The organism is Bacillus sp. M13(2017) (genome assembly GCF_002218325.1).
GTDB lineage: Bacteria > Bacillota > Bacilli > Bacillales > Bacillaceae_G > Bacillus_A > Bacillus_A thuringiensis_K.
Genome location: NZ_KZ268503.1, coordinates 103,687 through 125,021, shown reverse-complemented (window position 1 = coordinate 125,021; position 21,335 = coordinate 103,687). Strand labels below are relative to the sequence as shown.

Below are 21,335 nucleotides of genomic sequence, written 5' to 3'. Positions count from 1 at the left end.
CATACAAAAGATACTACTTTCTATTTGTCTCCTATTTAATTTATCTATTAACAAATATTGTAAAAATTAAAGACTTTAATCAATGGGCGTTTTACTGCCCACAAATAGTAGGATAAATAAAAGTAAAGGAGGCTCTTCAAATGAATATTTTGAATCTATCTCAAGATTAAATATGCTTCTATCTGGCTGTATCCTTATGGTTTGTTGGTCAATTATGTATGTTGAAATATATAGACTTACAAAATCCGTCTGGCCATGTGTTATCATGCATGCAATCGAGGATGCTGTTCCTACTGTTTTAGTTACAATAACAGGGATTATTACTCTTACAAACAGTAGTGATTTTTGGTTAAATCCTACTAGCGGGGTCGCTGCTACTGTTTTATTTCTCGGAATTGGAATCGTACTAAGAACTATAAGAATAAAAAGAGAACGACAATTATTCACACAATAAAAAGCAGATAATGAATTCGTCATTATCTGCTTTCCAATTTTTAAAACTACCTTATTATATTTTTTGATACATAAGCCAGTCTCCAGAGTCTATCACTTTCTTTAACATCTTTTTATCCTGAGCGATATACACATATGCCTCAATTTCCCTATAAGCAACATATACTGTTTGCGTGATTCGATTATATAAATCAGTCTCCGCATTACCTTTATATTCTTCTAGTTCATCTAACTTACACAATATCTCATCATTTACTACATAAATTTCTCCATACACCTGTTCTTCAATCGAATAAGTCATGGCCGGATATCCTTCGTTCGTATCAAATAATTTTCCATATGTCCAAGCTCTGTCTGCGATGCATGTTGCACCTAGCATATAATGAGCATTCGTTTGTCCTCTTCTTAACGTTCCATAAACGAAAACATGATACATAAATTCTTATCCCCTTTATATGCCTCTACTTTCTTATTTGTAAATAAGCACGAATCATAAAGTAACTCACTTCATTCGGAAGCTGTTCTTTAATAGATTTCAGACCACCATCTGCATTTTGAACGGCAGTTTCAATAAGAGATTCATACTCTGCTGGAACAAAGCTTTGCCAATCTACTTCCATTCCATCCTCATAGCAGCGAATTAAATGGTTTTCGATTGTTTGTCTTGATAAGTTACGTTCTTTTGCAATCTCATTCAAATCAATACCTTGTTTATACATTTCATACGTTTCTAAATGAGAATTTGCGGACGCTTTTCCTGACTTTTTACGCTCTGAAACTACTTCTGTCTTAATCGTTTCAGCATAATTTGGATTTTCCTTAATAAAATGCTGAACTGCTTGTAAGAAGTGCGAGCCATATTTCACAAGTTTGTGTTCTCCGATACCTTTTACCGTCAACAATTCGGAATCACTTTGCGGCATTTTCACACACATATCTTTTAATGTTTGGTCAGAGAAAATAACGAATGGCGGTACACCTTCTCCTTGTGCAATTTCTTTACGTACTTCACGAAGCACTTCAAATAAAGGATGGTCTTGAACAATTTGTCTTGTCTCTACTCGTTCTTTTCGTAAAACATTCTCTTTACCAAGTAATACTTCTTTCCCTTTTTCAGTTACTTTTAACGTCGGATAAGTGCCATGTTCAACTGCAATTAACTCGTCTGAAATTAAAAACTCAATAAACTCACTGACCTCTTTTACACTACGGTTCGATAAAAGCCCATACGTTGGTAAAGTATGAAAATTAAATTCAATAACTTTCTTATTCTTCGACCCAGTTAATACTTGCGCTATCATTTGCTTTCCAAAGCGTTGGTTCGTTCTAATCATGCATGATAAAACCATTTGTGATTCTCTTGTCACATCGATGCTCTCGCGATTGTCTGTACAATTACCACAGCGTCCACAATCTTCTTTCGGTTCTTCTCCAAAGTATTGCAAAATGAATGATTGTAAACATTGTTCTGTATGACAGTAATCGGTCATATTTTGCAATTTTTCAAGTTCATTTGAAAAACGTGATTCTCCAGTTGATTGATCAATTAAAAAACGCTGTACTTGTACATCTTGAGAAGAATATAACAATATACATGTACTATCTAATCCGTCACGACCAGCACGTCCTGCTTCTTGATAGTAACTTTCCATATTTTTTGGAAGTTGATAATGAATTACGTAACGAATATTCGATTTATCAATACCCATCCCGAATGCAGATGTTGCTACCATTACACTTACTTCATCTCGTAAAAAGAGTTCTTGTTGCTCATTTCGATCAATATCACTCATACCAGCGTGATATTTTGATACAGAAACTCCTGCCTTCATTAAATCTTCATATAACTGATCGACTACTTTTCTAGTAGCTGCATATATAATCCCAGATTCCTTTTGATTTTGACGAATATAATCCGCCAAATATGCATTTCGATCTTGCCCTTTAATAACAGAAAACGATAAGTTTTCACGCTCAAACGTTGTCATAATTGTATTTTCTTGATTAATTTCAAGTGTATTACAAATATCATCACGTACTTGCGGTGTTGCTGTTGCTGTTAATGCTAATACGAGCGGCTTTTCTGGAAGATAATCTAATATGCGATGTATATGTAAATAACTTGGACGGAAATCATGTCCCCACTGTGAAATACAGTGTGCTTCATCAATCGCAATCATAGGGATTTTCATATCGATAAGTTGGTCAACAAACTCCATCGAATCAAGACGCTCAGGCGCCACATAAAGTAACTTGTAATGTCCTTGTTTCGCTAATTGAATTCGCTGATTTGCTTCTGCAATAGATATAGAACTATTAATATATGTAGCTGAAATGCCATTCTGTACCAATGTATCTACTTGATCCTTCATAAGTGATATTAGAGGCGATATAACCAACGTCGTTCCTTCAAATACTAATGCCGGAATTTGATAACAAATCGACTTACCGCCACCGGTTGGCATAATACAAACCGTATCTTTCCCATCTAGTACATTTTTAATTGTTTCATCTTGTCCTCTTCGAAACGAAGAATAACCAAAGTAGGACGCTAAAAGTTCTTGTGCTTTAGTAAACAAAAAAGAGTCACCTGCTTTTCTTTATCTTTCATCTACTTCTATTATATCAATCACTTATGCGACTTGAAAGGGATGATTAGATGCTTATTGTTTTTTCATTATTCTATGTTTCTTCACTTATTTAATATGAATTAGCATCATTATTTTATATGTTTTACAGCATTTATAACGTAAATCCAGTACACAAGAAGAAAGATTTTCAATTTAAATGTTCATTTTATTTCCCTTTCTTGAATACTACTAATCGTATACATATAAATTCAGGAGGTTACTATATGAATCATCGTAATATGAGTTCCATCAAGGCAAAAACGAAAACACAAAAGCCCCAATTCTCTAATAATGATGCGTGGAAATATGAATCATACTATAAGTATCAGGCATTATTCTCTTATAAAAAGCTTTTTAATTTTCTTTCTCAACTTTTTAGACGTTAATATATGCACAAAAAATATATTATTCACAGAAGTTTTCTCAATATTAAACGTATAGACTTACTACAATTGAATTGTTAACATATATAATAATCTGTTGGATAAACCCCTTAAGTTGACCTGCTTATATTAGCAGGTCTTTTTCATGATTACATACTTCTGTGCACCTCAATCTCACTTCCACTTCTTTTCTCCATTTTATAACCATATTTAAATCCCAACAATTAATGATAATCATAAATTGTTGGGATTTAAATTGTTCACATATAATTATGCAATTCTTCTTTCTCAATACACAAAAGTCATTTTACTTGTTACTATAAAAGTACTCCAGATGAGTTTTTGCTCATCGACATTATCTAGTTATTGGGACCTGCCGCGGGAAGCAGGTCCCTTTGACTGTATTAAGGTACCAATTTCATTTGGACACATTTACCAGGTTTTTTCAAAAGAATTTTATGATAACATTACGTAGTCGAGTCCGACATCTCGGCAATACCCTTTTGAGGGTCTGCAACTTCCCTTGCAGACCCTATTTTACTTTATATTCACTTTATTCATATATACCACAACATCATTCACCTAATTTCTCCATTTCAAATTCCCTAAAAATAATCTAGGACACGTAACTAAAAATAAATGCTTATCATACTTTGAGTTATACATGTTCAAAGGAGTGTTACTATTTATGTATTCTTATTGGCAATCGTATTACTCCCCCTACCATAACCCTTATGTAAACTATGATTTATCCGTACGGAACTACCGAATTAGTAAAAATGAGAATTTTTTAAAAGGGTATATGCGTTCTTTATGGGAACAACACGTCGCTTGGACGAGATTGGCTATTGTAAGTATAGTATTTAATTTACCAGATGTTAACGTTACTGTTGGGCGACTTCTACAAAACGCAACACATATGGGACTATCACTTGAACCATTTTACGGTGAAGATGCAGTGAAAAAATATAGTGCATTAATTAAAGATCACTTAGTAATTGCAGCGGATCTTGTTAAAGCCGCAAAACCTGGTAATCAAAATGCAGCGGCCGCTATAGAGAAAAAATGGTACGCTAATGGTGACGCAATTATTGAATTTCTTAACAGTATCAACCCATATATAGATAAAGAAGAATTTAGAAAAATGTTTTATGAACATTTAGCACTAACGAAAGCAGAAGCACTTGCCTTCCTAAATAAAGATTATGAAGCAGGAGTAGAACTTTACGATAAAATTGAAAAAGAAGCATTAGAAATGGCCGACATGATAACAAACGCAATCGTAAAACAATTCCCGCAAGTATTTCAATAAAGTGAAACTTTAATCAGAGTAGGTATTACTACTAAGTAATACTTGATAAAAATAAGTCGATTTCCCAACATAAATCGGCTTATTTAGTTTTCTCTCCATGATATTTCACCTCTCCTCTTTACATTTAGCTTATATCGATATATTTTATTAATATCCGTTTTTTATAGGAGGAAATAGTTTGATTAACGCGATTGGTCTAGTTTTTATACTTACAAATAAACACGAGAAAAAAAAGAAAGTTTACTTAAATGAAAAATTTGCACTAATAGATATTATTGATTCTAAAGAAGTATTTGATGATGAAGGGAATCCTTTAGTAGAACTAACATGTAAATACAGTATATATTTAGATGAAAAATATTACTGTAAATCTCTCGATGATTATACTGGACAAGTATTTCCTTTCTTAAGTGCAAAAATAGGAAAAGGCCTTCTAAGAAACTTAAACTACTACTTTTCTTACGTTGATGCCTATGATAAGAAACCACCAGTTAAAGAAATAAGACCACTTATGAAACAAGTAACTAACAGATAGCCAAAAATACAAAAAAGAAAGCATCTAACTCTGGATGTTTTCTTTTTTATTGAAAATTCATTAACTTTCATACTCTTCTAAAAGTCTGTATCCAAGCATATTTTAAATTAAAAACATTGGAGGATTAGAGTGAATGAAATACTCAGAAACAATTATAAGCAAACGACTTCGAATACTTAAAATGACGGGTATGTTTTTCATGCTAGTGTTAATAGCATGGATTGGCTATACAAAATTACTTTATGAAAACGGCTTTCTTCAAGAAAAAAAGAATTCAGTAGAAGTAATGAACACTAGCATTACAGGAGAAATAGAGCAGCTTTTTCATATAAACTTGCAAGGTTATCGAAAAACAAGCCTTGATGCTGTTATAGAAGCCAGTAAAACCGATCCAAGTGAACTATCCTTAATTGAACTAGTCAACAAATCCTGTTCGCGAGATTGCATAGGTGAACCAGTTACATATGTAAACTCAAACAATGGATATATCTTTTATAAGGAATCTAATGGAACTAATGTAGCTATAACGGTTAAAAAGAAAGACACATGGGTAATTGTAAAGAAATCTGTTCAAGATGGAATATAATCACCCCAAAAAAGAGTACGCATCGTACTCTTTTTTATTATTAATACCCTTCCTCTTCATGCCTACAATGGCATTTCGCTTTTGTTTTACAATGACATTTTTCACACTCACACTTCGGTTTCTCTTTGCAACAACACTCGTGAAAATCATTGCGCTTACATCTACATCTCCCAAACATTAAATCATCCCAAAATTTATTACAATCTTGAAAATGTCCACAATGACAAGTATTTCTCATAAATATGCTTCCTCCTTGATAGAATTCATCATATTCTATGTTTGAAAGTATACAAAGGCTTGTTTATTAGTCTATTTTCTCCATATTATAAGTAGAGTTAAAAGATTAAATAAAAATAAAAACCGTCACATGACGGCTCTTATTTTTATTTAGCAAACTACTCTTTTGTATAAAAATATTTAATTCCTTTCATATCTAACCAAGCAGTTGCTTTGTCCAGTTCGTTCCCTTGACGATAATCTGTTTCGAAATACACAAGCCCTTGGTTATCTCCACGAGATATTATTTTAGAAGTATATCCAAGCTTATCCATCATTTGAATCAAGTCAGAAATTAAATTTACACCAAATTCATAAGTAACTACTTTGTTATATTTATTCACTATAATTCCAACCCCTTCTTGTTTTTTTATCGGCTCAACAATTTGATTTGTAAACCAAGCTAACGGCTTATTTCCAATCAGCTTATTTAAATCACACTTGCCGATACCAGCCACATTGCCTGTCTCTGTGTATTGCCAAATATCACATGGATACGCCGGTTTGTTACCACCATAACGAGGAATCCATACAAAATCACAATTGACATTTGCCATTCCAAATGGAGCATACATATGATGAGCAATATATAAACCGACTTTCTTAGCTCCTAATCTGCGTAATTCATCAATAAAAGCTTGTGCACCCGCTCTCATATCGTTCATTGTTCTTACTTCTACGTCAGCTACCCAAACTGTTGCATTTTTATCACCACGGTTCCAAAAGTCTCTTGCTTCTATCCGTGCATCCTCTACTGAAACGAAACGACAGAACGCATAATTACCAAACGGAATATTCCTTGCTTTCATTGCTTGTACATAATTTTTATATAAAGGATCTACATAGTTTGAACCATCTTGCACACGTACAATTACGAAATCTAATTGTGGTGCTGCGATATCCCAGTTAATGTCGCCATTCCATTTCGAAATATCTACAATATAACCCATTATTTAACATCTCCTTTTTCATTATTATATTCAAAGCTTGTTTTTTTGTTATTATCAACTAATAAATAGTATGAGAGGTATTATATTATTGGGTAATAATTTAAAATTCGGCTTATGTATTGAGAAAACAAAATATTATTACGGGTTTAATAAGTAAAGATTTACAAAACTCTAAACTATATAAAGTGAAACGATAATTAGTAGGAGGCTACGAGCAGTGTAATTCCCACCTAATTTCTTAGCTTCATCCGAATTTTGAGGTGAGAATTTTACCGCCCACAAATAGCTTGATAAATAAAACCACCTTTCTGACAGGTGGTTTTGTGTACTAATTTACATATAAATTGTCCATATTTTTATAGTTACTTAATATACTTGTTAACTAAAAATAAGACAATTTTTAGTTTTTAATCAAACCAATTTTCGTTTTATCTCACGTACTCATAGTACCATTTACGTGCATCTAACCAAGCTGTAAATTTATCGATATTCCCGGACGGATAGCCATTCGTTATAGCATAACCAATGCCATCTTTTTGAACGACAATTTGTCCATCAATACCCGCATCAACCATAGCTTGAGCCAAAGCTTGTAAATTACTAAATGCTACACCACCAGTTTTTACTTTGAGCAAATTCGCTGCACCTCCTCCAGTTTGTCCTGTAAGAGCAAATACAATAGAATTAGCGATTTTATCAACATTCCATTTTGCCATGTCGGATTCATTATCAATAAACCCTAATTCAATAAGAATAGCCGGTGCCTTCGTTCCATTTAATACTGCTAAATCTGTACGTTGTTTCGCACCTCGATCACGCCATCCAATATCTTTTGCTAGTTGAGCTGAGATTTTAGCCGCCAAATCTTTCTGATCATAATATAAAACCTCAACACCCTGTCCATTTCCATCACTTGCATTAAGATGAAAAGAAATAACTAAATCCACAGCATGGGAATTGCTATTCCGAATGATATTATTTAAATTTTGTGATTGAGTTGCCCCTACCTCGTCCGTATCGTCATAAACCGTGTGTCCTAGGGCTCTTAACTTAGCCGCCACGGCATCTTTAACTTGCCTATCTAGAACGTGTTCTTTCCGATTCCCGAAATTAGCACCTTGAACAATACTATTGTGTCCTCCGTGCAAACTATATCTAGCCATTATTCATCAACATCTCCTTTCTTAATATCTTATTCAAAACTTGTCTTATTGCTATTCCCACTTACAATCTTAACTGTGCCCATACGTCCTATATTTTCTAAAAGTGACGCAATTTGTTTTCGATATAAAAAAGCTATCGCTTCATAAATCGAATGATTTATTCTCTAAATTACTTTTACATGAATGACGACACGAACAAAAAAGCATCACCCTTTCGGCGATGCCTAAAAACTCTATTTTACTTTTCAGCTCCCTAAATAAATAGAGTTTAAAATCACTGAAACTACACCTATATTTCCTCCCCTTCCTTCACAGCTTCTTTCAACCTCTGCAACATATACCCAATTCCTTTACACCCCTCTAGCGGATATGTAATCATTTCTTCTGGATATAACTTTGTCACTACTTTTTTATGCTTCTTCCCTGCTAGTAAGACGATTTCGTCAAACTGTAGTAAACTTTTATCTACCATCTGTTTTTGTAATTGCTCTATACTTATTACCTCATCGCTTTTTGAATCAAATGCAAGATCATAGTTTTCTAATACAATATCACTTGGTCTTAAAAATCCATGTTTCGCTGATAATATAACCCAGTTTTCGAAAAACATAGTTGCGTACGCCTGACATGCTTTTCCGAACGGACTAATATATACATCTTTTGCTTCCATCGGTCCGTAGTCTGAATGTTTATCCCAAATTTTCTTTTTTCCGCATGGAATTATACATAGCCTTTTCATATATATTTCTACTCCCTTTACTTTGGTAAATAAAATTCGTTATTTTGTACATTTTTTCTCGAAATACTATATAATAATTCTGAAAGTTAAAATTACACATTTTACCATATGCGTACTATAGATTACTCTCATTGCAAATATTATAATACCATAAAAAATTTTTCATTTTTTCTTCAAAATAATGAAACTAAATTATAATACAAGTATGTATTAATAAAACAATAAGGGAGGTTCATAAAAATGAAAAATATTATCCCTGCACTATTAGTCTATTTTATCGTTTGCGTTATTTCCGTTATCATCCCAGCATCTGAAGGCTATAATTATGTCGGCTGGAAGTTATTTGTTGGGCAAGTGTATGCGATACCTATTTTCTTCATTACTACGATAATCACATTTTATATAAACAAGAAAAAATCTTACGAATAAACGATTATAAGGATAGCTAACGCTATCCTTATTTTAATTCGTTAATCAAAACTTTATATCCTTTCTTCTAAAAAGTTAAACGCAACATCTGTATTTCAGCGTTTAAACGCAGTTCCTCCGAAATCCAGCTCTCTAATTTTGAAACAGATGCAATATTTTTTCAAAAAGCCCCTGTAATTTACTTTTCAATACTTCCATATCATTAAGCATACACAATGCGACTGTTTAAAAGTTAAAAATTTCTGCTTATTATAAATAAAAAAGGACAAGTAGCCAATCTGACTACTTGTCCTTACTGTTCATCTGTACGCAATACGATTAAGCTTGGAATGCTTCTGTTAATACTGGTACGATTTGTTTTTTACGAGATACAACACCTTTTAAAGTAGCTGTATTGTTTTCTAGTGATACGTTGTATGCTTTCTCAACAACGTTTGCTGCTTTACCGATCGCAAGACCGACAGAATCGTTAGTTAAGATATCAGTTACAACGAATAAGAATAGGTCTAAACCTTTTTCTTCTACTACTGCAGAAATTACTTTTTCAAGTTCCGCTTGGTGTACAAGAACGTCGTTTGTATCAACAGCGTTTACTTGTGCGATTTCAACTTTCGCATTACCCATTTGGAATTCTTTAGCATCAAGAGAGATTAATTGCTCCATTGTTTTTCCGCTTAAGTCAGCACCAGCTTTTAACATTTCTAAGCCGTAGTTATCTGCATCTACACCAGCGATTTCCGCTAATTCACGAGCAGCTGCTACATCTTGTTCTGTGCAAGTTGGAGATTTGAATAGTAAAGAATCTGAAATGATTGCAGATAACATTAAACCTGCAACTTCTTTACGAATTGTTACGCCATTTTCTTTGTACATTTTGTTTAAGATTGTAGCTGTACAGCCAACTGGCTCACAACGATAGTATATAGGATCGCTTGTTTCAAAGTTAGCAATACGGTGATGGTCAATAACTTCTAACACATGAACTGATTCGATATCGTTAGCACTTTGTTGACGCTCGTTATGGTCAACTAAAATAACGTTGTCCACTTCGCTTGCTACTGTCTCAACAAAACGCGGTCCTTCTACTTTAAAATAGTCTAACGCAAATTGAGTTTCACCGCTGATTTCGCCTAAACGTACAGGCTCAGCATTCATTCCTAATTCTTTTTTCAATTCTGCATAAGCAATTGCAGAACAAATTGCATCTGTATCTGGGTTTTTATGCCCGAAAACTAGTACTTTTTCCATGTTTTCCACCTCTTCATGAAAAGGATATCTTAAAGAAGCAAATATGACAATATTTAAAGCATATTTTTTTATAAATAATTGCACTTTCTTCTCTATTTTTCATCATTTTCATAAAAAAAATCATCTAAAATGAATTAGATGATCGAAATGTATGTTTCAATTAAAATAATGTAGGAGCTTGCACTACATTGTTAAAAGCGAAATTTGAGGATAAGCCATTATTCAAAAGGTTTACATCTATAACTTGATAAAACGCATTTCCAGTGTCTGCAATTTCCCAAACAGCTAAAATAAGATGGTATCCACTACGGTCAGTTGGTACATTCGCTTCGTGCGTTACTGTTGTCCCTGGTCTAGCTCCACCGTCATTTTTCACATAGAATGGCACTAAATCTAAATCTGATCGCGTCAAAGGTTTATTGGGATTCCAACCTTTTTTCGTAATATAGTATTTCCACTCTTTCGTACTATGAGGAGCCGTTAGTTTCCACTTGAATGTATTCGTCCCGCCATTTAACGTAACTTTCTTCCACCTATCTACAGTTTGAACATCTAAAGCGGGAAAATGACCAGCCCCTGCAATTTGTCCATCAGAAGGTCCTAGTTGCGGAAATCCACCTATTCCTTCTACGCTTTGAGGTTCATATTGAATCGGTCCACAATTTACATTTACCCCTTGCTTACATAAATAAGATCGGCTCGCTGGTGATTCTACATATCCATGAGCTGAAGCCTTTTCTGAAAATCCAAATGTTAATAATCCCGTAAGTAATACGCCACCACTTAAAATAACTTTCTTCATCTTTTGTAAACTATTCTTTTTCATTCTTTCATCCCCTTCCCATAATAAAGCGAAAATAACTATAGTTGGCTAGTCATCTTCTCTACATTTATTATAAGACGAGAATCATTACTAAAAGAACCCTCTAAAAACTTTCTCAAATTCATTTAGTGCGTTAATTAGATTATAATTAACTATTTTAACACCGCCAGAAAAATATAGACGGTGTTAAAAATAGTCGTTTATTATTCACTTACTAATAATTAAGCACTCTCCCCGTTTGATTATAACTTAAATGTTTTTATAATAAAGAACCGTAGCATCTAACTTTCCATTCGTAGAAATTGCATACCCTGGTATTGTTCCAACTTCTTGGTAGTCTAGTGATTTGTACAATTTATTGGAAGGATCTCCTTCTCTTGTATCTAATACTAAAAGAGACCTATTTTCTTGCTTTGCTCGTTCCTCTGCTTTTTGCATAAGCGATCGTCCAATACCGTTTCGTCTAAAGTTTGGATGAGTCATTAATTTGCAAATCTCGGCTCTATGAATTCCGTTAGGCTTAGTAACTAATTGTAATTGAATACTCCCTGCTACTTCGTTGTTTATTTTAGCCACATACAATATCACTTCTGGCGCTAATACTGTTTGCCAATACTTTGTTGCATCTTTTTGTTCCAGTGGAGGCAAAAAACCAATTGATGCCCCATCATTTACAACCATTTTCAAAAGTTTCGAAAGTTCTTCTATATCATTTTCTAGTTTCTTAATTTCTTCAATTACTAAATTCCGCATTACTTTTCCCCCTTTTGTTTCATTGTAACAATTTTTAAAGAAGGAATAATGAAATAATAAGAGGAATTTATAGTTAAGATATGATTTTTTGTGAAAGGATAACGATATGAAATATATATTAGATAGAACGTACGCAAAAGAATTACTCGAATGGGCATATGAACAAAACCCGGGCCCTTGGTTTGAACATTCACTACATGTTGCTCATGCAACTGAAAACATAATTATAGAACTTATAAAAAAAGGGTACAAGCTAGATGCTGACATAGCATATAACGCTGCCCTTTTGCATGATATCGGAAGATACAAAGGTTTTACCAAATCGGTCATTCATTCCTATGATGGTTATATGTATATGAATGATTTAGGGTATACAGGAAACGCTGTTATTTGTGTGACACACTCATTCCCATGCAAAAATGAACATATAGATATCGCAGCGGAATGGAGTCTCGTTCCTGACCATATGAGAAGCCGGTTAGTTGAAATATTAAATGAACATTGTAACTACGACTTATACAATAAAGTAATTACTCTTTGTGACGCTCTTGCTGATGCGGATGGCTTTACTACGCTGGAAAGAAGATTAATTTCTGTTGGTTTGCGTCATGGTACAACATCTCATACATCTTTACATTGGAAAGGGTTTTATGCGATTAAGAAAGAATTAGAAGCTTTAATCGGTAAGAGTATATACACAGTTCTTCCTGATGTAGAAAAATCTATTTATGAAGATATAGAATATTAAAGTAAATACAAATTGAAAACGATAAACTTTGTATGTATGTTTCTAAAAGACTCTTTCAAAAATGGAGGGATTTCTTATTAGTAAAATAGGATTTGACTTGATAAACCTTGAGGGGAATTTTGAATTTGGATATGAAGATATAAAAAAGATTTCTATAAGATGTAAATTTTCTAACTGTTCACATACAAACGAACCAAACTGCGCGGTTAAAAGAGCTATCTCTGACGGTGCTCTTTCTGAAGAAGTAGTTAACAGTTACTATAGAGATTTTAATGAGGCACATTATGTTTCTAAACAGAAAAATAAAACAAAAGCCATTGATTATATGAAGCAATTGAAGCTTTTTACAAAACCTTAAAATTAAATAAATAGTTGTTATTTCTCATTCCTACTAAATTTAAAATTCTCCCATTATTGTATAACCATAAATTGAACCCATCCTAGATAATTTTTATACTCAAATTTAATTTCACATAAAAAACGTTTTAAACATAAAGTTTAAAACGTTTTTTTATTCAATGCTTTTGATTTTTCAATTCTGTTAAACACTCTTGCACTAAAGTTACCGCTTGACTCATCGCAGCTCCGCCAGCAAATGCTGCTGAAACACCACATGCTTCTAGAATCTCTTTATCCGAACATCCTTGATCAAGACAACCTTTTGTATGATAAATTGTACAATACTCATCTTGCGTTGCTAAACTAATTCCTAATGCAATAAGTTGTTTTTCTCTTTTTGTTAAAGAACCCTCTTGAAAACAAGCTTGCGTGAACGCATTATATGTCTCAGCGATTTCAGGAATTTGATTTGTAAAACTACCTATACCTTCTTTATAATGATGTAGAATATCATTTATCGAACTATGTTGCTCATGTTCCATCTTATTCCCTCCAGTCATATTATCCATACTTATTGTAGTATGTGATGAAATGGAGGCAATATACCTTCTTTTAAATTAAGAATTTTCAATTAATTTTAGTTATAATTTTAAATTATCATCGACAATAACTTTTTCTCTAGAACTTTTTCTTTCAACCTCTTTACTTCTTTCTTCCCAAAATGTTAATCCTTCAATCCCCACATTTTTAGGATTAAATACTGGATCTTTCCCTTCTTTTTTCTGCGTTTCATAATCTTTTAACACTTTTAATGCGGTTTTACTTAAAAGTAAGATTGCGATTAAGTTTAACCATGCCATACTACCGATTCCTAAATCTCCAAGATTCCATAAAAGCGACGCTGATTCAACGCTACCGATGTAAACCATAATTAAAAATCCAAATTTTAAAACTGGTTTTAACCAGCCATACTTCAGTTGACGATCTAAATAAGTAAGTGTCGTTTCAGCGATATAGTAATAAGCGAGTAACGTTGTAAATGCAAAAAAGAAAATCGCAATTGAAATAAATATTGGACCAAACCCTGTTATCACAGTTTCAACTGCTTGTTGTGTATAAATTGGACCAGCTTCCACATTTCCTATGTTTTGTACAATGGCGGTTTTCCCTTCAGGTATAACATTATACATACCTGTTATTAAAATCATAAGAGCTGTCGCTGTACATACGACAATTGTATCGATATATACGGAAAACGCTTGAACTAATCCTTGTTTTGCGGGATGCGATACTTCAGCAGCCGCCGAACTATACGTCGCTTCTCCGACACCAGCAACGTTTGAAAATACAGCGCGTTTTACGCCCCATGCAATAGCTGCACCAACAATTCCACCAAACATTTCATTTACACCAAATGCGCTAGAGAAAATTAAAGCAAACATACTTGGAATCTCCGTTACATTCGCAATTAATATGATACATGTAACAATTACATAACCAATTGCCATAAATGGAACAAGCATTTGAGAAACGCCAGCAATTCTCTTTACACCACCAAAAATAATTGCTGCTAGTAACACGACTAAAAATATACCAGTTATATATTTGCTAATACCATTAGAGTTTTCAAATCCAACTGCGATACTACTAGATTGAATACCTGGTAATAACACGCCATATGAAAGTGTTACAACTACTGCTACAATGACTGCAAACCATTTCATTTTCAAACCTTTCTCAATGAAATATGGAGTACCGCCGCGATATTCATTCCCTACTTTACTTTTGTATACTTGAGATAATGTTGATTCTACAAACGCGCTCGCTGCCCCTAACAAAGCCATTACCCACATCCAAAATACAGCTCCAGGACCGCCGAAAGCAATTGCTGTCGCTACCCCTGCAATATTACCAATTCCAACTCTTCCTGATAAGGCTAAACAAAATGCCTGAAAAGATGATATTCCCGTCTCTGAACTCTTTCCTTCAAATAATAGTTTAATCATCTCTTTAAAATAACGGATTTGCAAAAAGCGTGTTGCAATCGTGAAATATACGCCTGCCCCTAATGCAAAAACAACTAAACCGATACCCCACACTTGCCCTACTAACCATTCTACTAAATTCTCCATCCAAATCCCCCTTATCATTCTTTGGAAAAGCAATTTTGTATATAAAAAAAACGGACAACTATTATCAAACTTTCTAGTTGTCCGCATCTTTCATTATTTCATCCCTCAATTTTTATCAGTAAAACGCCCTATTACTTTATATTTACCCAAACACTTTTCACTTCTGTATAATTATCAAGCGCATATGAACCTAATTCGCGGCCGATACCAGATTGTTTATATCCACCAAATGGTGTAGCTGCATTTTCTAAGTTATAATCATTAATCCACACTGTTCCTGCTTTTAATTTATTTGCTACTTGATGACCCGTTTTGATATTTTGCGTCCATACACCCGCAGCAAGGCCATAGGATGAGTTGTTGGCTCGTTCAATTACTTCTTCTGTCGAATCAAATGGAAGTACGACAACAACTGGTCCAAATATTTCTTCCTTAACGATTGTCATATTGTCTGTAACATCTGTGAATATAGTTGGCTTAACGAAATAACCTTTTTCAAGCGCACGTTCGCCACCAGCCGCAACTGTAGCACCTTCTTTCTTCCCTTGCTCAATATAATTTAACACACGCTCTTGTTGTTTCTTAGATACGAGTGGACCCATTTCCGTTCCTTTCTCCATACCTGCTCCAAGTTTTACGTTGTTCGCCATTTTCACAAGTGCATCTACTACAGTTTCATAATGTTTACAATGAACAAATACACGTGATCCTGCGCTACAATTTTGACCGTGGTTATACATAATACCTTGGAATGCACCATTTATCGCTTCTTCCAAGTCCGCATCTTCTAAAATGATATTTGGTGATTTTCCGCCAAGCTCTAACGTTACATGCTTAATCATTTCTGCAGATTGACGCATAATATACTTTCCTGTAACAGTAGATCCTGTAAAAGCAACTTTATCAATGTCATGATGATTTACAATTGCAGCCCCTGCTTCAGGACCAAAGCCTGATACAAAGTTTACAACGCCGTTTGGAAATCCAGCCTCTTTAAAGAGTTTCGCTGTATATAGTAAAGATAAAGGCGTTTGCTCTGCTGGCTTTAATACAATCGTACAACCTGTCGCCAGTGCAGCTCCCATTTTCCAAGAAGACATAACAAGCGGAAAATTCCACGGAATAATTTGTCCTACAACACCAACAGGTTCATGTCTCGTATAATTCAAGTAATCTTTTGAAATCGGGATTGTTTGCCCAATAATTTTTGTAGCCCATCCTGCGTAATAACGATAATTTTCTACAGTCGCTGAAATATCATCATCAAGTGCTACTTGATATGGCTTTCCATTATCTAAAGCTTCTAGTTGCGCTAATTCTTCTCTATGTTCTTCAATTAAATCTGCTAATTTATAAATAAGATGCGCTCTTTCAGCAGTAGTCATTTCTGCCCACGGGCCAGATTCAAATGCAGATCTTGCCGCTTTTACTGCAGCATCAATATCCTCTTCTTGCGCTTCACATACGACTGCTAGAACCTCTTCTGTTGCTGGATTGTACGTTTCAAACGTCTTTCCGCCAATAGCAGAAACAAATTCGCCATTAATAAACATTTTAATTTCTTCATTTAAAAACGCTTCCACTTTTGGTTTCAGCTCAATATTTGTCTTTAACATTATGTTCTCCTCCTTATTTAAACAGCTGCATGAGCTGCAATATTTGATAAAATCGTTTGAAGCTTTTGATCTTCTTCTACAGTTAACCCTAGTCTTGGATAGCGAGAAGGTCCTCCCGCTTGCCCATGTAATTCCATAGAACGTTTAACGATTTGAACATATTTCCCTGATCCTTCAAGAAACTCGCAAAGTGGTAAAATAGCATCGTTTATTTCCCACGCCTTTTCTAATTCACCATTTTGAAAATGCTCATACATTTTTGTAACGAGACCGGGAACGATATTTCCTGCTACTGAAACCCATCCCGAGGCACCAACTAAATATGATTCCATAACTAAATCTTCAGAACCACAGAAGACTTGGAAAGCCCCTTCACTTTGTCTTACTAAATCTCTCGCTTTTCGAATATCTCCGCTAGATTCTTTAATATGTGTAACATTTTCACACTCTTTTCCAATACGGAGCATTAGCTCTGTACTCATATCAACACCAGAAGTAAATGGATTATTGTATAACATAATTGGTATATTTACAGAGTTTGAGATTTCTTTAAAATGAAAATAAATCTCCTCTTCCTTCGGTTTACAATAGTAAGAGTTTATAATTAATACACAATCCGCTCCGTGCGCTTCTGCATGTTTCGTATATTCAATTGTTTCTTTCGTCGTCTCTGCTGCAGTTCCAACAATAACTGGAATACGGCCATCAATTTCTTTCAACACGGTTGCTACCATTTTAAATCGTTCTTCTTTTGATAAACTTACAAATTCTCCTGTACTTCCATTAATGATGATACCTGCAACGTTTTGTTCGATAAAGTAATTTACATTTTGCTTTACCCCATCCCAATTAATTTCCTGAAATTCATCCATCGGGGTTATTAATACTGGAAATGCCCCTTTAATTTTTTGCATATTTATCTCTCCCTATCACATTTTATTTTAATAAGAAACCTGCCGGAAACGGATCCGTAGGGTCTAATAGAAACGTCTGCATCCCTGTAATAAACCCTCTACTTTCAAAACGGAAAATGTATCCTAGTTCCTCCTTCTTCACTTTCTCCACAGTTATAAAACTATTAAATATACTTTCATTTTTAAAAGGTTTATCCGCCATATAATCATTTTTAAATAACGCATGAACATAGGAAACAATAGTAGAAACAAAACCTGGCGAACGTACGATAAAGTTATCTTCATGAAATGTAATCGATTTTATATGGTTCTTTTCTTTTTGCGAAGGATCTACTAAAATAAGCCTTTTTATTAGCGACTGTTTTTGTATAGCCTGCAGTGTAGCTTCTCCCCATCTTTTCAATTCAGAAATGTTTTCCATGCGAATTTCTGGCGAATACGCACCTTTTTCTACAACTGCATATACTTTATCTGCTTGTATAAGAGAATAACTTACATTACCAACCTGTAAATTTTTCTCAATCATATAGCATAGTTTGCTTTCAAACGAAACCGATATAACTTCATCATTCTCTACATACGCATGAACTAAAAATATTCCACATAACGTTTCAATTTTGTATTGATTGGACTCTCTCTTTTTTAAATACCCACTTTCGAGTAACATCGTTATTACTGCAACAATGCCTCCATAATGAAGCGGAATCGAACCTTCATGATTAAAAAATAATACAGCTGCATCCACTTCATTATAGATAGATGGAACGACAATACACCCATTCAAACCGATAAAACCACGTGGTTCATTTAATAAAAGCTTCATCTCTTCTGCTAATTCACCTGAAAATTGTTCATTTAATTGCTCCAAACTGTAGTAGTATTTGCATGGTACGTCTTTCATTACACGAAATGCCTCGCCATTTACATGTACGTCTACTGCTGTATACATTTTTTGAATGTTCATTTTATATCCTCCGTTTCATGTTCCATCGGCGGAATTAGCAAAAATCCTTCTTTAAGTGGATCCATTTCATTGTAAAAAAATCTATGCATACCCATAAGCCAAGCTGATCCCGTAATTTTCGTTATGACAGCTTCAATATTTTCAACATGTGTCGTATTCATGACATATCCTTTAAATAAAGAACCAACGATACTCTCATGAATGAACTCTTCACCAATTTCGATTTCTTTCTGAGCGTATAATACAGCTAGCTTCGCAGATGTTCCTGTACCGCATGGAGATCGATCTATTCCGCCTGGTGGTACAACAACTGTATTTTTCACATGCGCACATTCATGAGTAGGATCTGTATAAAATTCAACATGTGTTAATCCTCTTATAAACGAATACTCTGGATGAGTGATTTCAAACTTCTCATTAATTGTGTTCCTTATATGAATCGCCTTATCGATGATTGTAGATGCATTTTCTGGTACTAATTCTAGATCTACTGATTTCGCATCAATAATGGCATAAAAATTCCCTCCATACGCAATATTAGCCTCTATAGTTCCAATGTCTTTCACTTGTACAGTAATATTTTTCAATAAAAAAGCTGGTATGTTACAGAAAGATACTTCTTTTGCTTTTCCATCTTGAACAGCAATATCTACTTCAACTAAGCCAGCCGGTGTATCTAGTTTTAAAGAAGTAATCGGTTCAACTACCGGAATTAAACCTGATTCAACTAACGCTGTACATACACCGATTGTATCGTGACCACACATCGGTAAATATCCACCTGTCTCTATGTATATAACACCTATATCAGCCTCAGGATGACACGGGTCTGTTAATAATGCTCCTGACATTACATCATGACCACGCGGTTCATTCATTAACAATTTTCGAATCCAATCATACTCCTTTTTCATATGTAACATCTTCTCTACCATCGTCTCTCCAATCAACTTTGGAAGTCCACTAATTAATGTCCTCGTTGGATTCCCACCTGTGTGTGTATCAATCGTCGTAAAGGCTCTTTGTGACCTCATCCGTTTAACACCCTTTCTGTAAAACGACTCAAACGAAGTGGTTCAATAGGAATAATTGTCTCTTTTTCATTTAATAACTCTTCAATTACTTTTCCAGTAACTGCTGCAAGACTAATCCCATCACCTTCATGTCCAGCGGCAATGAAATAATTCGGAATATGTTCCACTCGTGAAATAATCGGTAAATGATCTTCCGTCCACGGACGTAAACCAGCGTAAGAACGAATTACCATCATATCTGCCATTTTCGGATAAAAACGAATTGCTCTATTTGCGATACATTTAATGACTTCATTATTTATCCTCGTATGAAATCCTACAAATTCACGACTACTACCAATTAAGAAATTTTGACTTTCAGTAGGCTCAAATACGAGCGCAACCCCGTATTTTTCAGTTAAAGCATCCACTTTTCGTTTTCCGCCAAATTTAGAAATTAAATAACCGAATTCCATTACTTTACGGCATCCTACGTGTTGTTGCCTTGAAGCTACAATAATATGCCCTTTTCTCGGTTCAATTGGCATATTTATATTTAACATCTGACCAATCTTAGGAGCCCACACACCGGCTGCATTTACAACTTGTTGTGCTGTAAAAGTTCCATTCGTAGTTTCTACAACAAATGAACCATCCGTCTCTATTTCCATACTCTTTACTTCCGTCTGCTTAAAAGCTTTTGCGCCAAACTTTTGTGCCTCTGACACAAGCGAGAAAGCAAGGAGATATGGATTCACAGTTGAATCCGTCGCACATTCTAAACCACCTAATAAATCATCAGCAAAAAAAGGCGACTCTTCCCTTATATCTTGCCTATCAAGCATTCGAAACGGTAATCCAGCTTCTTTTTGCCGATTTACCCATTGCTGCGCAGCTTCCATCTCTTCGTCTGACTCACATACGAGAATACTTCCTGGTGCCCTATATTCAAATGAATGCTCTAATTCTTCACTTAAATCAGTTACTAATTTTTGACTTACTAAAGACATTTGACTATCAAATCCCGGGTCTTTATCAATGGCCAAAATATTCCCATCACACCGTGAAGACGTCCCGCTGACAAATTCCCCTTTTTCAATGATTGTTACGTCTCTTCCGTATTTTGAAGTGTAATAAGCGATAGAACACCCTATTATTCCACCACCTATAATTAAAACGTCGCAGTGCCTCACAATATACTCCTCCTTTCCTAGCCCTCTCACTTTCTTTTCATGCAATTGACGTGCCAATTCTGTACATATACAATTTTTATAAATAATATTTTTATTTGTAAAAATATTTTAAATTTATAGTAAATAGGTGTATTAT

23 protein-coding genes and 1 pseudogene are annotated in these 21,335 nt (G+C 34.4%); 8 read left to right on the top strand and 16 right to left on the bottom strand.

What is annotated here, in order from left to right:
- Positions 1–139 precede the first annotated feature (139 nt).
- Positions 140–454, top strand: a pseudogene (locus CGQ22_RS12385) (CPBP family intramembrane glutamate endopeptidase); the annotation flags it as partial.
- A gap of 54 nt (positions 455–508) precedes the next feature.
- On the opposite strand, the gene CGQ22_RS12380 reads toward CGQ22_RS12385, so the two are convergent.
- The gene (locus CGQ22_RS12380) at positions 509–889 is read right to left on the bottom strand and encodes a gamma-glutamylcyclotransferase family protein (RefSeq protein WP_000274902.1); all 381 of its coding nucleotides are present in this window, start codon (positions 887–889) and stop codon (positions 509–511) included.
- A 25-nt stretch (positions 890–914) separates the two neighbouring features.
- Positions 915–3,032 (bottom strand): DNA helicase RecQ, encoded by a 2,118-nt coding sequence (gene recQ, locus CGQ22_RS12375; protein ID WP_000494267.1) that lies wholly within the window; start codon positions 3,030–3,032, stop codon positions 915–917.
- A gap of 275 nt (positions 3,033–3,307) precedes the next feature.
- Between recQ and CGQ22_RS31950 the strand changes: the two genes are divergently transcribed.
- The 4 genes from CGQ22_RS31950 to CGQ22_RS12355 all read left to right on the top strand — a co-directional run bounded on the left by CGQ22_RS31950 (position 3,308) and on the right by CGQ22_RS12355 (position 5,899).
- A complete protein-coding gene (locus CGQ22_RS31950) occupies positions 3,308–3,469 on the top strand; it encodes a hypothetical protein (protein ID WP_001016536.1) in 162 nt (53 codons plus the stop codon).
- A gap of 685 nt (positions 3,470–4,154) precedes the next feature.
- The gene (locus tag CGQ22_RS12365) at positions 4,155–4,778 is read left to right on the top strand and encodes an acetylglutamate kinase (protein WP_139032766.1); all 624 of its coding nucleotides are present in this window, start codon (positions 4,155–4,157) and stop codon (positions 4,776–4,778) included.
- A 178-nt stretch (positions 4,779–4,956) separates the two neighbouring features.
- Entirely contained in the window at positions 4,957–5,313 is a 357-nt protein-coding gene (locus CGQ22_RS12360; protein ID WP_000606231.1) for a hypothetical protein, read from the top strand.
- A gap of 133 nt (positions 5,314–5,446) precedes the next feature.
- A complete protein-coding gene (locus tag CGQ22_RS12355) occupies positions 5,447–5,899 on the top strand; it encodes a hypothetical protein (RefSeq protein WP_000877572.1) in 453 nt (150 codons plus the stop codon).
- On the opposite strand, the gene CGQ22_RS31945 is transcribed toward CGQ22_RS12355, so the two are convergent.
- The 4 genes from CGQ22_RS31945 to CGQ22_RS12340 form a co-directional block, all read right to left on the bottom strand.
- The gene (locus tag CGQ22_RS31945; RefSeq protein WP_000503012.1) at positions 5,900–6,073 is read right to left on the bottom strand and encodes a hypothetical protein; all 174 of its coding nucleotides are present in this window, start codon (positions 6,071–6,073) and stop codon (positions 5,900–5,902) included.
- A gap of 221 nt (positions 6,074–6,294) precedes the next feature.
- Positions 6,295–7,125 (bottom strand): GH25 family lysozyme, encoded by an 831-nt coding sequence (locus CGQ22_RS12350; protein WP_089148754.1) that lies wholly within the window; start codon positions 7,123–7,125, stop codon positions 6,295–6,297.
- Between the two features lie 428 nt (positions 7,126–7,553).
- Positions 7,554–8,288 carry an N-acetylmuramoyl-L-alanine amidase gene (locus tag CGQ22_RS12345; protein ID WP_000135279.1) on the bottom strand — a complete coding sequence of 245 codons (735 nt, stop codon included), beginning with the start codon at positions 8,286–8,288 and terminating at the stop codon, positions 7,554–7,556.
- 289 nt (positions 8,289–8,577) lie between these two features.
- Positions 8,578–9,027, bottom strand: coding sequence for a DUF6884 domain-containing protein (locus CGQ22_RS12340; RefSeq protein ID WP_000824872.1), 450 nt, complete (start codon positions 9,025–9,027; stop codon positions 8,578–8,580).
- 240 nt (positions 9,028–9,267) lie between these two features.
- Here CGQ22_RS12340 and CGQ22_RS12335 point away from each other — a divergent pair, with 240 nt between their 5' ends.
- Positions 9,268–9,456, top strand: a complete 189-nt coding sequence (locus CGQ22_RS12335) for a DUF4017 family protein (protein ID WP_000789486.1) — start codon at positions 9,268–9,270, stop codon at positions 9,454–9,456.
- A gap of 318 nt (positions 9,457–9,774) precedes the next feature.
- On the opposite strand, the gene ppaC is transcribed toward CGQ22_RS12335, so the two are convergent.
- From ppaC to CGQ22_RS12320, 3 genes are all read right to left on the bottom strand, one after another.
- Positions 9,775–10,704: a manganese-dependent inorganic pyrophosphatase gene (gene ppaC, locus CGQ22_RS12330; protein ID WP_089148753.1), complete on the bottom strand. Its 930-nt coding sequence runs from the start codon at positions 10,702–10,704 to the stop codon at positions 9,775–9,777.
- A 160-nt stretch (positions 10,705–10,864) separates the two neighbouring features.
- Positions 10,865–11,530 (bottom strand): lytic polysaccharide monooxygenase, encoded by a 666-nt coding sequence (locus CGQ22_RS12325; RefSeq protein ID WP_000742279.1) that lies wholly within the window; start codon positions 11,528–11,530, stop codon positions 10,865–10,867.
- 246 nt (positions 11,531–11,776) lie between these two features.
- A complete protein-coding gene (locus CGQ22_RS12320) occupies positions 11,777–12,280 on the bottom strand; it encodes a GNAT family N-acetyltransferase (protein ID WP_001245253.1) in 504 nt (167 codons plus the stop codon).
- 106 nt (positions 12,281–12,386) lie between these two features.
- Here CGQ22_RS12320 and CGQ22_RS12315 point away from each other — a divergent pair, with 106 nt between their 5' ends.
- Together CGQ22_RS12315 and CGQ22_RS12310 are read left to right on the top strand one after the other, a co-directional pair.
- Entirely contained in the window at positions 12,387–13,028 is a 642-nt protein-coding gene (locus tag CGQ22_RS12315) for an HD domain-containing protein (protein ID WP_000874109.1), read from the top strand.
- Between the two features lie 61 nt (positions 13,029–13,089).
- The gene (locus tag CGQ22_RS12310) at positions 13,090–13,386 is read left to right on the top strand and encodes a P-loop NTPase family protein (protein WP_000398279.1); all 297 of its coding nucleotides are present in this window, start codon (positions 13,090–13,092) and stop codon (positions 13,384–13,386) included.
- 157 nt (positions 13,387–13,543) lie between these two features.
- Here the strand turns inward: CGQ22_RS12310 and CGQ22_RS12305 are convergent, their stop codons facing one another.
- The 7 genes from CGQ22_RS12305 to CGQ22_RS12275 all read right to left on the bottom strand — a co-directional run bounded on the left by CGQ22_RS12305 (position 13,544) and on the right by CGQ22_RS12275 (position 21,199).
- Positions 13,544–13,936: a carboxymuconolactone decarboxylase family protein gene (locus tag CGQ22_RS12305; protein WP_002005224.1), complete on the bottom strand. Its 393-nt coding sequence runs from the start codon at positions 13,934–13,936 to the stop codon at positions 13,544–13,546.
- Between the two features lie 72 nt (positions 13,937–14,008).
- Positions 14,009–15,499 (bottom strand): alanine/glycine:cation symporter family protein, encoded by a 1,491-nt coding sequence (locus tag CGQ22_RS12300; RefSeq protein ID WP_000429510.1) that lies wholly within the window; start codon positions 15,497–15,499, stop codon positions 14,009–14,011.
- Positions 15,500–15,630: 131 nt separating this feature from the next.
- Positions 15,631–17,115: an aldehyde dehydrogenase family protein gene (locus tag CGQ22_RS12295; RefSeq protein ID WP_089148752.1), complete on the bottom strand. Its 1,485-nt coding sequence runs from the start codon at positions 17,113–17,115 to the stop codon at positions 15,631–15,633.
- 17 nt (positions 17,116–17,132) lie between these two features.
- The gene (dapA, locus tag CGQ22_RS12290) at positions 17,133–18,029 is read right to left on the bottom strand and encodes a 4-hydroxy-tetrahydrodipicolinate synthase (protein WP_001169462.1); all 897 of its coding nucleotides are present in this window, start codon (positions 18,027–18,029) and stop codon (positions 17,133–17,135) included.
- A gap of 22 nt (positions 18,030–18,051) precedes the next feature.
- Positions 18,052–18,993, bottom strand: coding sequence for a proline racemase family protein (locus tag CGQ22_RS12285; RefSeq protein ID WP_001025571.1), 942 nt, complete (start codon positions 18,991–18,993; stop codon positions 18,052–18,054).
- Positions 18,990–20,027, bottom strand: coding sequence for a proline racemase family protein (locus CGQ22_RS12280; RefSeq protein ID WP_089148751.1), 1,038 nt, complete (start codon positions 20,025–20,027; stop codon positions 18,990–18,992). The genes CGQ22_RS12285 and CGQ22_RS12280 overlap by 4 nt, the downstream gene beginning before the upstream one ends.
- Positions 20,024–21,199, bottom strand: a complete 1,176-nt coding sequence (locus tag CGQ22_RS12275; RefSeq protein WP_089148750.1) for an NAD(P)/FAD-dependent oxidoreductase — start codon at positions 21,197–21,199, stop codon at positions 20,024–20,026. Before CGQ22_RS12275 ends, CGQ22_RS12280 begins: the two co-directional genes overlap by 4 nt.
- Positions 21,200–21,335 lie beyond the last annotated feature (136 nt).